Below are 13,421 nucleotides of genomic sequence, written 5' to 3'. Positions count from 1 at the left end.
CCTTGCTGATCGTGCTGGTGATGTTGAGCCAGGCCTGCGCGCTCGGCGTGTTGCTGCATTACGTGCAGCGGCCGCGTGTAGAACGAGCGGCCGCCGTTTTCGCGACTTACGTGACGACGCTCGACAACCTGCTCGCCGCCACGCCGCCTAGCGCGCGCGCCACGCTGACCGCGCGGCTCGACGCTCGCGCGCAACTGCCCGACGATGCCATAGAAGCGCAGCCGACCAATCTGTTGCGCGCCTATCGCATCTATCAGCGCAACGTGTTTCTCGATAGCTTGCGCGCGCATCTACCTGCCGACATGCCGGCGCGCTGGCAGTCGGTCGGCGGTCAGCGGCTGTGGATCCGGATGCATGGGCCGGCCGATGCGCCGCAAGCGCCGTACTGGATCGCACTGCCGATTCCCGAGGACGCGCAGGGCAACGGACTCGACGCCGCGATCCTGCTGTCGCTCGGTTTGGGCGCGCTGGCGGCGCTGACCGGCTATGTGATCCAGCGCCACCTCAACCAGCCACTCCAGCAACTGACGCGCGCCGCGCGCCGCGTGAGCGCCGGCGAGACCCCCGCGCCGTTGCCCACCGACGGTCCGACTGAAATCGCCACGGTGAGCCATGCTTTCAATCAGATGACACAGGCGTTGCAGCAGGCCGAGGCAACCCGCGCGCTGATGCTGGCCGGCATCTCGCACGACATCCGCACGCCGCTGACCAAACTGCGCCTCTCGATGGCCATGGCGATGCCGCACGGCAGCGACAGCAGTTTTGTGGTCGCCGCCGAGTCGTACCTCGACCAGATCGAAACGATCCTGCAGCAGTTCATGGATTACGCGGGCAGCGGCGAACGCGAGGCCGCGGAACCCGGCGATCTGAATGCCTTGATCGAACGCCTCGCGGGCGATTTCGCGGGGCTAGGGCATGAATTCGCGTTGTCGCTCGCGGTATTGCCGGCTATCGCGTACCGGCCGATCAGCATGATGCGTCTGCTGATGAACCTGATGCAGAACGCGATCGTCTATGGCGGAACGGGACTCGCGGTGCGCAGCTGGACGACGCCGGAGGCGGTGTACGTGGCGGTCGGTGACCGCGGCAAAGGGTTGTCGGCGCAGGAACTGGAGCAACTGAAGGCGCCGTTTCAGCGCGGCAGCAATGCGCGCGCGCATAGCGGTGGCACGGGGCTCGGACTGGCGATCGTCGAGCGGATCGCGCGGCTGCACCATGGCAGCCTGCAGTTTCATGCGCGCGAGGGCGGCGGGCTGGAGGTGTGGGTGGTACTGCCGCTCGCGTAGTGGATTGTGCTTAGACCCGATCCAGCCAGGCATCCAGCCCGACCCGGAACGCCACGCCCGCGATAACCGGCACGGTCAGCATGAGGATGATGCCGAAGTTCGGAATCTCGTCGCCATACGTAATGGGACCGTAAAGTACGACGCCCGCGACGATCGCGAACACCACGACGCCGACGGCGACCATCAGAAGATTGCGCGCCGGCACTGGCAGCGCTCTGCGTTTCGCCTTGCCCGGCGTGGCGTGGGCGGTGGGGGCTTCGTCGTGTTGGGCAGGCATGATGATTCTCGTGGCTGAAAAAGGCGACGTGAGGAGCGCCGGCGAACCGGACTCCGCTCAGAGTGCGACCGGCATCATACCCGGGCGCATGTGTGCCGCGCATGTCAGGCCCAATCAACGGACTTGTCGCTGCGGGAACACCTCTAACATCAATATAAGCCGCATTGGCGCAAGGAGGATAAAAAGCACAATACCGGCGGTTACAGCAGATAACCCGGCGGGCGCCCGAGCGGCGCCGCAGCGGGGTAGCGCGCCCTTGTGGCATTGCGCCGCCCGCGTCAGGCGGACTCGGGCGCCGTCATGTTTGGTCAGGCGCGCGCGCGTTTGCGCAGCAGATACGTGTCCATGATCCAGCCATGCGTGCGGCGTGCCTCGGCCCTGACGCGTTCGATTTCGTCCATGACGTCGCGCAGTTTTCCGGCGATGAGAATTTCGTCCGGCGTGCCGACATAGGCGCCCCAGTAAATGTCGAGATCGTCATTCGCGAGATGCCGGTAGGCATTCTGCGAGTCGAGCATCACGACGACGCTGTCCACGTTGTGCGGGAAGCCTTCGGCGATCGAGCGGCCGTTGGTGATCGTGATCGAGCGGCCGATCAGGTTCAGCGGAACCTTATGCCGCGCCGCCAGCGCCTGGACGCTGCTGATGCCGGGAATCACTTCGTAGTCGAGCGCTTCGCTACCGCCTGCCACGACCGACCCGGCGATCGTTTCGACGATGCGGATCGTGCTGTCGTACAGCGACGGATCGCCCCACACCAGAAACGCGCCGACCTCGCCGTCGTTCAGTTCCTCGGCGATCAGGCGTTCGAAAATGCGTTGCTTGTCGCGGTTCAACTCGTCGACCGCCGCACGATAGTCGCCGTCGTCGGGCCGGCGTTCGGGGTTGGTCGCCTCGACGATCCGGTAGCGCTCGTCTTCGACGAAACGCTCGATGATCTGCTTGCGCAGCGCGATCAGCTTCTCTTTCGCGACGCCTTTGTCCATCACGAAGAACACGTCGGCCTGGTTGAGCGCGTTGATCGCCTGAACCGTCAGGTAATCCGGATCGCCCGCGCCGATCCCGATGATCAGGATTTTTTTCATCAAGAGATTTCCGGTTAATGAGGATGAGTGGAGATCAGCTCGATGCTGTCGAGCTGCGCCGTTCGAGCTGGCTGAATCATAGCGTGACTCGCGCACTGCACGGCATCACGAACTGGCGCGCGGCAAGCCACCTGGTCATTTCCATCGGCGGCGGCTCCTGTTACCCTTGCGCCCTGATGGTTCCCCTGACCGGGATCAAAAGGGAATGCAGTGAGGCGCAGCAATGCGCCGAGTCTGCGGCTGCCCCCGCAACTGTAAGCGACGAGTTCGCGCCACTCATGACCACTGGGACACCGGGAAGGTCGGCGCGCAACGGCGACTCGCGAGCCAGGAGACCTGCCATCGACCGAGGTCTGCGCAGCCGTGTCGGGCGGGGTGTCCCGACGCGCCGGCATCGCCATATGCGGTTGCTCGTTGCAAAGACAGCCTAACCTCAGGACCTGTCATGTCCACTCGTATTTTTCAACACGCTCCACGCGCGGGGGCGTTGTGCCTTCGCGTTTGCGCATCAGGCATTCGCTCGCTATGAAGCTCCGTCATCTTCTCATTACCTCCGCGCTGACGGTTTCCTCAGTGTCCGCCTGGCAAACCGCGCACGCCGCGGACGACGCGTCGCTGTCGCCCGCCGCGCAACAGCCGGCCCCAACCACGCTGCCGAATATTCTCGTGACGGGCGATACGCAGCATCTGCCGCAATCGTTCGATCAGCGCTATGCGTCGACGCAGGTGCTGGACAAGGCGGATCTCGAGCGTTTGTCGCCAGGTGATCCGAGCATCACGCAAGCGCTGGCTACGTTGCCCGGCGTCACCGTGTCGCAAAACGGCGGACCGGGCGCGACGGCATCCGTCAGCATTCGCGGGTCGAGCGGCAGCCAGGTGGCGGTATTCATCGACGGTATCCGGGTCGGTTCCGCAACGACGGGTCAGGCCGAGTGGGCCGATCTGCCGACTTCCGCGTTCGACCGCGTCGAGGTCATCTCGGGACCAGCGGCGGCATCGTTTGGCGCGGACGCGGTGGGCGGCGTCGTTCAGCTCTTCACGAACCACGCGGCGAATCAGCCTAACCGGACCACGGTCTCGGTGGGCGGCGGCTCGAACAAGACGTTCGACACGCAACTGCGCACCTCGGGCAGCATTCCGTCCACCGGCCCGCTCTCGGCGTTGTCCGGGCTGACGTACTCGCTGGGCCTGCACGACTACAACACGGCGGGGATCGACGCCACCAAACCGTTCGCGTACGGTCACGAAGACGGTCGCAATCCGTACCACGCGCAAGACGTGGACGCGCGGCTCGGCTATGCGCGCGACAACTGGTCGATCTCGACCTTCGCGCTTTATCACAAGTCCACGTTCTCTTACGACAACGCCGGCGGCGACAACCAGCAACTCGATCATCAACTGACGACCGGTATCGCGCTGCATGTGGACATTACGCCGTACACGCAATTCGACCAGTCGTTCGGCTACGCGAACGACCGCCAGTTCCTGTACGCGAACGACCCGACCCTCGCCACCGACGAAATCGACTCGACGCGTTTCAGCACGTCGACTTCGCTGACGCATCAGGAGCATGGGCATACGCTGTTCAGCCTGCCGTTGTCCGGCGAGACGAAGCTCGCTTACGACTTCTCGCGCGAGCAGGCTTTCCTGCCGATCGATATTCCGGCGGGCGTGCCCGCTCGTAACGATTCGGCTGTCTCGCTGCATCAATCGGTTGCGCTGGGGGCGTTCACGCTGTTCCTCGCGGGACGCCACGAGATCGTGCAAGGGCAGTCGGTCAATACCGGCAACGTGGCGCTCGCGTACGCGATCACGCCGGTTTATACCGCGCGCGTTTCGTATGGCAACGCGTTCCGCCTGCCGACGTTCAACGATCTGTATTACCCGGGTTTCTCCAACCCGAACCTGGTGCCCGAGCGCAGCGATACGGTCGAAGCCGCGCTCGATGCCACCACGTCGATCGGCACGTTGACGGCCGCGTTGTACGACACGCGGGTGCATGACCTCATCACGTACGACCCGGTGACGTTTGCACCGGTGAACGTGGGGCGCGCGCATATTCAGGGTATCGATCTGTCGTACCGGGGCACGCTCGGCCGCTCGACGCCGGTGAGTCTCGCGCTCGGTTTTCTGAATCCGCAGGACGTGACCGACCAGACATGGCTCAATCGCCGGCCGCGTCAGACGGTTAGCCTGAGCGTCGATCACACTTGGGACGAATTTCATCTGCACGCGTTGAGCACCGGCTTCACGCTGCAGTACGGCGGCTCGACCTACGACGATCCGGCTAATACGACGTATCTGCCTTCTTACACCACGGTCGGTCTGCGTGCTGCCTACACGGTCAATTCGCATCTGACCTTGTCCGCGTCGCTGTCGAATCTTTTCAATCACCAGTACTCGACCGCTTACGGGTACAACACGCTGGGACGGACTGCGTTCGGGAAGCTGGCGTATACGTTCTGATGTTTTCGGGCGATGCGCTGAACTGAAACTGATGCGCTGCCGAACCCGACGCCACAAAAAGAAACGTCTGCTGCGCGCTTCGCGTAGCAGACGTTTTACTTGATGCAGGCAGCGGTGCAAAAACCCTCGATACGACAACTCAGGCTACGGCTTAACGCTCGCCTGAATCAGATCGCCGTCGTCACCGGCGCAACCGCGGCCGGGTCCGTGATGCTCGGCTTGCCGGTTTCGACGTGGCCGGCAATGCGTCGTATCCAGTTTGCGTTCCCCGCCACCGCGAACTGAAAGTCGTACCACTGGCTGTTGCACGACAGGTCCCAGTGCGCCTCGGCGGTTTGCCCTGCCGGCACGGTCAGCGTTTGCGGCGGCGTGCCGTACGCGACGTCGGTGGCCGTGACCGTCAGCGGCGTCGTTCCCGCGTTGGAGAGCGTGACGTAGACGTTGCCGTTCGCCACGTCGTAGCAGGTCACCACGTCCGGTTTTGCCGCGGCATCCGCGACGGCCGTCCCGCCGAATCGCCGGAAATAGCCGTTCGGCCCATACACGTTCACCATGTAGTTGCCGTTCGCATCCAGCGTCCAGGTGTCGGTCAACTGCTTGCCGGCTTCGACGGTATAGCGGCGCGGCATCGCGGTCGGGTCGCCCGTATAGACCCAGAAATGCGCGCCCTGCGTGCCGGTGTTGGCGAACGTCAACGCGTAGCCTTGCGCCTGCAACTGGCCGTTTACGTGCAATTCGTACGGCAGCGCGCGGGCCGGCCGCGTGCCGGGTTCCTGCGCGGTCACGAGTTGCTGCGCCGTGCTGGCGGGGGCGGTTTGCGCCGTCGGCCGCGCGCATTGCAGGTCGGCTTGCGAGACATAAGTCGTCGTGTTCGGCAGCGACGGCACGGTCGAGTCCGACTTCGAGAAGTCGAGCGCGGTGGTCAGGTCGCCGCAAATCGCGCGGCGCCACGGCGAGATATTGGTTTCCATCACGCCGAAACGCTTCTCGATGAATTGCAGCACCGACGTGTGATCGAACACCTGCGAGCAGACGAAGCCACCCTTCGACCACGGCGACACGACCGTCATCGGCACGCGCGGGCCAAGGCCGTACGGCAGGTTGTCGACGGTGTAGGTGCCGGCCTGGGTCGCGGTCACGACGTTGTGGCGTTCCAGCGAAATGTCCACCGTGCTCATGCCCGAGCCCGGCACCGTCGGCGCCTGCGGCGGCACGACGTGATCGAACAGGCCGTCGTTCTCGTCGTACATGATGAACAGGACGGTCTTGCTCCACACGTCGGGATTCGACGTGAGTGCGTCGAGAATCGTCGAGATGTAGTTGGCGCCGTACAGCGGCGTGAATTTCGGATGCTCCGAATAGGCGGCTGGCGGCAGCAGCCACGACACTTGCGGCAACGCGTTGGCTTGCACGTCGGCCTTCAGTTGCGTCAGCGAGCGCGTGCTCATGCCGCGATTCGCCAGCGACGAACCGGCCGGCGCGTTCACGAAGTTCTTGAACGCGGCCAGCATGTTGGTGCCGTAATTGCCGGTGAAGTTGTCGAAGCCCGTGCCTTGCTGATAGACCTGCCACGACACGCCGGCCGTTTCGAGGCGCTCGGGGTAGGTGGTCCAGTTAAACGGCTGCAACTGGATGGCGTCGAACTGATTGTCGATGTAATCGGTGTTGTCGAGCAGCGGGCCGCCGCCGGTAGCCAGCGGGTCGACCATCCCCGTCATCAGATACATGCGGTTCGGGTGCGTGTTGCCGGGAATCGAGCAGAAGTAGTTGTCGCACACGGTGAACGCATCGGCGAGCGCGTAGTGGAACGGAATGTCCGCACGCTCGTGATAGCCCATCGTCATGTTGGTTTTCTGCACCGCCCATTGGTCGGCGCGGCCGCCGTCGATCGCGCCGTGCGTCGTGGCCCACGTGTGCGGCAGACCGCCAATACACTGGGCGTTGATGCCCGGATTGGTGGTGTCGTAGCGGAACGGCGCGATCACCTTGGTCTGATCTTCCTGGCGCGGCTGGAACCACACGGGTTGACCGTTCGGCAGGGTCACGGGAAAGCGGTCGTTATAGCCGCGCACGCCGCTCAGGTGACCGAGGTAGTGGTCGAACGAGCGGTTCTCCTGCATGAAGACGACGATGTGCTGCACGTCCTGGATCGTGCCGGTGACCGAAGTCGGTTCGATGGCCAGGGCCTTGCGAATCGATTCGGGAAACAGCGTGCTGGCGGCTGTCGCGCCGGCAAGTCCGGCGGATAGCTTCAAAAAATCTCGACGGGTTTTGGGGGCCATGCGAAGGACCTAATTGGAATTCCGATGTCAGGAGGCGGGCGAGACGGTGCCCGGAGGACAGCTCATGTGCGTGTTGGCGACGGGCGTATTGCCGCACGCGGATTTCGCCACGGGTGCCGCCGAGGGCGACACGTTATCGCCGCACGCGCCGAGCAGCGCGGTGACGGTAAACAGGCCAATGAGCGCGAGTGGACGGAATGCCAGACCCGGCATGAGTGTCTCCATGAAAGTGACCGAGGGGACGCGAGCGCGCGCCGGCGAACGCGGCTCATGGGTGTCCGCGATGCCGAGAAGATAGTTTCGAATTATTACGTGCGAGTGTCTCGTGAAAATAGAGATGTTCTTTTTCGACTTCGCGATTGATGAACTGCTGATTTAACGTTTTGAACGGTGCGGTTATAACGACCGTACGCGGTTGAACCGGGGGTGTGGGTTCTGAGCTTCAATGTGCACGGCATATGGCAATGCATTCCGCTATATACGGTATTCGCCGAGGCTGCCGGGGGCAGAGTGAGGTTCTATCCGTTAAGATCAATCTCGTTGCGCGAGCAATGTTCTTCAAAAACGATTCGAATACCGAGGGGAAGTTGATGGCCGATGAAGTCATGCTGATGATCCTGATTCAAACGAAACCCGGGCGGGGCGCTGAGCAACTCGCGGCCTACCGTCAATTGGCGCCGATCGTTCGAGCGGAGGAGGGGTGTCGGCAATATGACTTACACCCTGTCGCGGGTGACGAGGATCGCTTCGTTTTGCTGGAAAAGTGGTCGTCGAAAGAAGCACTGGCGGCGCACGATATTACCGCCCACATGATCGCGGCGGATGCGCATAGCCCGACGTTTCGAGCCGGACCCGCGACAGTGTTGCAACTCGGGGCGACGAGCGTCGCGTAGGCATGGATGGAGTTGGCGCGTGCAGAGTGGCGAAACGCGCCGACCTCAATCTGTTCAATGACAGCCCAAAACAACTAATACCAACAGGGAGTTCCGTGTCGCAAGTACACATTGTGTTCGGACCGCAAGGAGCGGGGAAGTCTTTTTACGCGCGCAAGCTCGCCGAGTCACGCAAGGCCACGCGTTTTTCTATCGATGAATGGATGGCCGGCTTATACGGTCCCGATCTGCCGAGTCCGATGAATCTCGCCTGGATTATGGAGCGGGTGCAGAGGTGCGAGCGCCAGATCTGGTCAGTGGCTCAACAGATCGTTCAAAACGGTGCGAGCGTTGTGCTGGATCTGGGTTTCATGAAAGTCCAGAACCGTTCCGCGTTTATCGCGCGTGCCAGCGACGCCGGCGTTGCAGCACGCCTTCACTATGTCACCGCGCCGTACGATCTACGCAAGGCCCGCGTCACGACGAGAAACGAAGAGAAGGGCGATACCTTTGCATTCGAGGTCACGCCCGCCATGTTCGAATTCATGGAGGCCCAGTTCGAAGCCGCAACCGACGTTGAGCTTGCGACAGCCACGATGATCGATGCGCTTACTGACCCGACGCATGCGTGCGTAGAAACGCCGCATACCCATTCTGGGCGTTGATGATTTTCCCGGCGCATTCGTCATAGTCCGAACCTTGCTCGTTGTCCGGTCCGTACATGTTGCGGCACTGCGCGAACAGGGTGAGCGTCGCGCCGCCGCCCTTCGCTTCGCGGGTTGCCGATAAGGCGACCTTGCCTGAACGAGACGGTACGTCGGTCTCGACAGCGACGGCGTCGGCGCGCGTCACGGACGTGTCGGAATGCTGCTCGATATAGCGTTTCGTCAGCGCCCACGCGGCGTCGCAATTTGCCGGGGTGCAATTGACTGTAGCGTTGCGTTGGGCAGCGGTCAGACCTGCCTCGTCATGGACGAATTGCTGGGCTTGCTGAGCCTGCTTTTCAGCGGACGAGCAAGCCGTGAGGGCTAGCGCAGCGAGCGCAAAGGTAGCGATCTTTTTCACGAGCGAGACTTTCCGGACGATGGGGCGATGGGGCAATGGTGGCAATGGTGGCAATGGTCGAGCGCGATTATAGCCGTGCGCCGTCAGCGGTCGCAGATTCGGAACGGTTGCCCGGTGAAACCATGGGTGGCGCATCAGGGCGCTGGCGAACGGCAGTGAATGAGCGCAGTCCGCGGATCGATGGCACTATTGGCGTCAGCTTGCCGGACTTTCACCCAGCCGAATCCAGATCGGGAGAGATAGATGGCCGACAGACCGACTTCCAGCGCGTCCCCCATTCGTTCGCTGGTACTGATTGCAGTCGTGGTGGTCGCGCTGGTGGCGGCCTTCGCCTTTACGGCCGGGTGGCTCTCTCCGGGCCGTCTGACGCCCGCCAGGATCGTCAACGGACTGGCGCCTCCCGGCGGTCCGACGCTCGGCTTCCGGCGCAATCATGCCAAGGGCATCTGCTTTACCGGCAGCTTCGAATCCAACGGCACGGCCGCGATGCTGTCGACGGCGCCGATGCTGGCGGCCGGCTCGTACCCGGTCACCGGCCGCTTCAACCTCGCCACGCCGGACCCCAAGGCACCGGACGCCGCCGTTCGGGTGCGCGGCCTCAGCTTGCGCATCGTCGCGCCGGACGGACGCGAATGGCGCACCGCGATGATCGATGCGCCGTTCTTTGCGGTCTCCACACCGCAGGCTTTCTACGGTTTGCTGCAGGCGTCGGCCAACAAGAAAGACCCGGACGCCATGAAGAATTTCATCGGCGCGCACCCGGAGTTCGGCGCGTTCGTCGCGTGGGCGGGCAGTGCGCCGTGGACGGCTTCCTATGCCGAGGAGCGCTACAACAGCCTCAATAGCTTCATCTTCACGAATGCCGCGGGACAGGACCAGGCGGTGCGCTGGTCTTTCATCCCCGCCGCGCCGCCCCAAGCCGTTGCGCATGATCTGTTGAAAGCGCGCGACGCCGACTTCCTCGCGGCGGACATCACGCAACGGGTCCACAGCGCGCCGCAACATTGGACGCTGGTCTTCACGCTCGCCAATCCCGGCGACCCGACCGCGGACCCCACCAAAGCCTGGCCGGACGACCGGCGCAAAGTGGAAGCGGGTACGCTGGTGGTCAATGCCATCGAGCCCGAGGCTGACGGGCCGTGCCGGGATATCAACTTCGATCCGACGGTGCTACCGCCCGGCATGCACGTCTCGGACGATCCGTTTCCCGCCGCGCGCTCGGCCGCCTATGCCGTCTCGTTCGACCGGCGGACCGCTGAAGACAAGGACTATCCGCACCATCCGGCGGGAGGAACCACGCCATGAACCCGATCCACGATCGCTTCACACCGCTGCAACGCGCGCTTCACTGGCTGATGGCGGTTTGCATTCTGGCGATGTTGTTCATCGGTGTCGGGATGGTGTCCACCGTGCGCCCGGATTATCTGTCGCTGGTGTCCATCCACAAACCGCTGGGCATGGTGATTCTCGTGCTGGCGCTGATTCGCCTCGTGGTGAGATTGACGCGCGGCGCGCCGCCGTTGCCGGCGTCGATGCCGGAGCCGATGAAGCTGGCCGCTCATCTGTCGCATCTCGCGTTTTACGTGCTGATGATTGCGTTGCCACTACTGGGATGGGGCATGTTGTCGGCCGCGGATTATCCGGTGGTGGTGTTCGGTGTGCAGTTGCCGTCTATCCTGCCGCATAGCAACGGGCTGCACACGCTGCTGTGGAACGCGCATCGGATCCTCGCGCTATGCTTCTTCGCGCTGATCTTGCTGCATCTGGCGGCGGCGCTGTTGCATGCGCTGGTGAGGCGCGATGGAGTGTTTGAGACGATGGCGCGCTGGCGGTGAGGGGCGCGTAGCGGGTAGGGAATTTCGTTGTTTCGTCGTCTATCGAGGGCGCGTTGGTTTCTGAGGGAGGCGTTTCCTCCTACCCCGCACCAGTCAACCCAACAATGAAATCAAGAAACACCCGCGTTTTAGCCGGTGTGTGGTGCCGCGACGGGTGATACGCGTAAAGCGGAAAGCGCTCGTCCGGCCAGTCCGCGAAAAGCTGGACCAGCCGTCCCTCCTGAATCAGATGCTCGGATCCCAACAGCAGCATCTGCGCAATCCCGGAGCCCGCCAGGCAGGCGTTGATGAGCGCGCTCGGATCGTTGACCGTCAGCCGGCCCTTCGTCTCGACAATCAGCTTTTTACGCTTGCGATGAAACTCCCACGGAAACGGCTTGCCGGTTTCCGGATTGCGGAACTCCAGGCATCGGTGCGCGCCGTTTTCCAGTTCTTGCGGCCCGGTAGGGTGCCCATGACGCGCGAGGTACGAGGGCGCCGCGACCGTCACGACCGGCGTGTCGAGAAGCTTGCGTGCCACCAGCGTGGATGAACGCGGTTCGCCGAATCGCAACGCCAGATCGAAACCGTCCACGATCAGATCGCCAAGCTGATCGCGCGCAATGAACTCGAGTTCGAGTTCGGGGTGCGCATCCATGAAGGCATCCAGCCTCGTGCCCAGAATGACTCGCGACGAGACAGGGTCGAGATTGATGCGCAGTTTCCCGCGTACGGTCGTGGCACCGCCGGTGGCGCAGGCCGCCGCTTCCTCGATTCCTCGCAAGTGCGGCATGACCTGTTCGTAGAAACGCCGGCCTTCTTCGGTCAGCGACACGGAGCGGGTCGTTCGATTGAAGAGCCGTATTTTCAGCCGCTTTTCGAGTCGCGCGATAGCCCGGCTCACGCCCGGCGGCGACATGCCCATCAAATCGGCCGCGGCGGCGAAGGTGCCCGCGTCGACGACGGCGGCGAACACGCCGATCCCGCTGGACAGGTTCTCAGTGGGTGATCTCATCGGCGCTCCATTCCGGTCATTGTCGCGATCTACGGCTGATTAGTAACTTTGTGTCACCTCACAAGTGTAATTCATGTCATTTAGTTTCTCTTCGCGTTTGCCGACAATGCCGTTCAGCAACACGTCGCAGCGCGGGTCGCGTCAGTTGGGCGGGCCTTCTGAGCGGACTACCCGTGCGCCGGCATTCAATCGGATAAGGAAACCAGATCATGTACGCAATCACTGGCATTACCGGCAAAGTCGGCGGCGCGCTGGCTCACACGCTGCTCTCGGCCAGTCTCCCCGTGCGCGCCGTCGTGCGCGATCCAGCGCGCGCGCAGGCATGGGCCGAGCGCGGCTGCGAACTGGCGGCCGCCAATATGGATGACGCCCCGTCGCTCGCAGCGGCGTTCGACGGGGCGACCGGCGCGTTTATCCTGCCGCCGTCGGAATTCGATCCGTCGCCCGGCTTTCCCGAGGCGCGGGTTTTTGTCGACGCCGTGAAGTCGGCGCTCGCCGCGGCGCGCCCCGGCAAGGTGGTCTGTTTGTCGACGATCGGCGCGCAAGCCGTCCAATCGAATTTGCTGACCCAACGCACGCTGATGGAGCAGGCACTCAACGAACTGCCGATGCCGGTAACGTTTTTACGTCCCGGCTGGTTCCTCGAAAACGCCGCATGGGACGTTGCCCCGGCGCGCGACGAAGGCGTGCTGCACAGTTTTCTGCAGCCGCTCGACAAACCCGTACCCATGGTGGCCACGGCGGATGTGGGCCACGTCGCCGCGCAACTGCTGCAGGAGACCTGGAGCGGCAAGCGCGTGGTGGAACTGGAGGGACCGCATCGCGTGAGTCCGAACGATCTTGCCGCGGCGTTCGCCGCCGTGCTCGGACGACCGGTCCGCGCCGAGGCCGTGGCGCGCGCAACGTGGGAGTCGTTGTTCAGAGGGCAGGGCATGAAAGAGCCGATGCCGCGCATCCGCATGCTCGACGGTTTCAACGAAGGCTGGATCGATTTCGAAGGCGACGCAGCGAGCGTGATCAAGGGCCGTGTGACGCTGGAGGCGGTCGTGCGGGAACTGGTGTCGCGAGCCGGCTGAGGCGGCGCGCGATTCGCCCTGCGCCATGACGTTCGGCGCGGGTGCGCAGGCTCGGCGTGGCGATAAGCTGAGCGCTCGACGACGGGTCCCTACGGGAAATCAACGAGATCGACTCGTTCGCGTGTCGCAACACGAGGTAATCTATCCGCCCTGGATGCAGCATTTCCACGGCAGGGATCGCGT

Annotated in this window: 13 protein-coding genes and 1 riboswitch; of the genes, 7 read left to right on the top strand and 6 right to left on the bottom strand. The window is 63.4% G+C overall.

Going from position 1 to position 13,421, the window contains the following annotated elements:
- Positions 1-20 precede the first annotated feature (20 nt).
- The gene (locus tag BX591_RS21275; protein WP_244147084.1) at positions 21-1,286 is read left to right on the top strand and encodes an ATP-binding protein; all 1,266 of its coding nucleotides are present in this window, start codon (positions 21-23) and stop codon (positions 1,284-1,286) included.
- A 10-nt stretch (positions 1,287-1,296) separates the two neighbouring features.
- Here BX591_RS21275 and BX591_RS21270 read toward each other — a convergent pair whose 3' ends face one another.
- Together BX591_RS21270 and cobF are read right to left on the bottom strand one after the other, a co-directional pair.
- A complete protein-coding gene (locus BX591_RS21270) occupies positions 1,297-1,563 on the bottom strand; it encodes a hypothetical protein (RefSeq protein WP_111933283.1) in 267 nt (88 codons plus the stop codon).
- A gap of 308 nt (positions 1,564-1,871) precedes the next feature.
- Complete coding sequence (gene cobF / locus BX591_RS21265; RefSeq protein ID WP_111933282.1) at positions 1,872-2,648, bottom strand: precorrin-6A synthase (deacetylating); 777 nt, start codon at positions 2,646-2,648, stop codon at positions 1,872-1,874.
- 160 nt (positions 2,649-2,808) lie between these two features.
- Positions 2,809-3,006, top strand: a riboswitch (cobalamin riboswitch).
- Between the two features lie 167 nt (positions 3,007-3,173).
- Between cobF and BX591_RS21260 the strand changes: the two genes are divergently transcribed.
- On the top strand, positions 3,174-5,114 hold the full coding sequence (locus BX591_RS21260; protein ID WP_111933281.1) for a TonB-dependent receptor domain-containing protein: 1,941 nt from the start codon (positions 3,174-3,176) through the stop codon (positions 5,112-5,114).
- 167 nt (positions 5,115-5,281) lie between these two features.
- Here the strand turns inward: BX591_RS21260 and BX591_RS21255 are convergent, their stop codons facing one another.
- Positions 5,282-7,396, bottom strand: a complete 2,115-nt coding sequence (locus BX591_RS21255; protein WP_111933280.1) for a phosphocholine-specific phospholipase C — start codon at positions 7,394-7,396, stop codon at positions 5,282-5,284.
- Between the two features lie 27 nt (positions 7,397-7,423).
- Positions 7,424-7,609 carry a hypothetical protein gene (locus tag BX591_RS21250; RefSeq protein ID WP_111933279.1) on the bottom strand — a complete coding sequence of 62 codons (186 nt, stop codon included), beginning with the start codon at positions 7,607-7,609 and terminating at the stop codon, positions 7,424-7,426.
- Positions 7,610-7,947: 338 nt separating this feature from the next.
- On the opposite strand from BX591_RS21250, the gene BX591_RS21245 reads away from it, so the two are divergent.
- Positions 7,948-8,289, top strand: a complete 342-nt coding sequence (locus BX591_RS21245; protein ID WP_244147080.1) for a putative quinol monooxygenase — start codon at positions 7,948-7,950, stop codon at positions 8,287-8,289.
- 26 nt (positions 8,290-8,315) lie between these two features.
- The gene (locus BX591_RS21240) at positions 8,316-8,933 is read left to right on the top strand and encodes a P-loop nucleotide/nucleoside kinase family protein (protein WP_208459635.1); all 618 of its coding nucleotides are present in this window, start codon (positions 8,316-8,318) and stop codon (positions 8,931-8,933) included.
- Here BX591_RS21240 and BX591_RS21235 read toward each other — a convergent pair.
- On the bottom strand, positions 8,878-9,333 hold the full coding sequence (locus tag BX591_RS21235; protein WP_111933278.1) for a hypothetical protein: 456 nt from the start codon (positions 9,331-9,333) through the stop codon (positions 8,878-8,880). The two genes, BX591_RS21240 and BX591_RS21235, sit on opposite strands and share 56 nt — an antisense overlap.
- 243 nt (positions 9,334-9,576) lie before the next feature.
- Here BX591_RS21235 and BX591_RS21230 point away from each other — a divergent pair, with 243 nt between their 5' ends.
- A complete protein-coding gene (locus tag BX591_RS21230; RefSeq protein WP_111933277.1) occupies positions 9,577-10,638 on the top strand; it encodes a catalase family peroxidase in 1,062 nt (353 codons plus the stop codon).
- Entirely contained in the window at positions 10,635-11,168 is a 534-nt protein-coding gene (locus tag BX591_RS21225; protein ID WP_111933276.1) for a cytochrome b, read from the top strand. Before BX591_RS21230 ends, BX591_RS21225 begins: the two co-directional genes overlap by 4 nt.
- 79 nt (positions 11,169-11,247) lie before the next feature.
- Here the strand turns inward: BX591_RS21225 and BX591_RS21220 are convergent, their stop codons facing one another.
- Positions 11,248-12,162, bottom strand: a complete 915-nt coding sequence (locus tag BX591_RS21220) for a LysR family transcriptional regulator (RefSeq protein WP_111933275.1) — start codon at positions 12,160-12,162, stop codon at positions 11,248-11,250.
- Between the two features lie 209 nt (positions 12,163-12,371).
- On the opposite strand from BX591_RS21220, the gene BX591_RS21215 reads away from it, so the two are divergent.
- Positions 12,372-13,238 carry an NmrA family NAD(P)-binding protein gene (locus BX591_RS21215; protein WP_111933274.1) on the top strand — a complete coding sequence of 289 codons (867 nt, stop codon included), beginning with the start codon at positions 12,372-12,374 and terminating at the stop codon, positions 13,236-13,238.
- Positions 13,239-13,421 lie beyond the last annotated feature (183 nt).

Source organism: Paraburkholderia bryophila (assembly GCF_003269035.1).
GTDB classification, from domain to species: domain Bacteria; phylum Pseudomonadota; class Gammaproteobacteria; order Burkholderiales; family Burkholderiaceae; genus Paraburkholderia; species Paraburkholderia bryophila.
The sequence above is the reverse complement of the archived record's forward strand: the minus strand, read 5'-3'. Positions and strand labels throughout refer to the sequence as shown.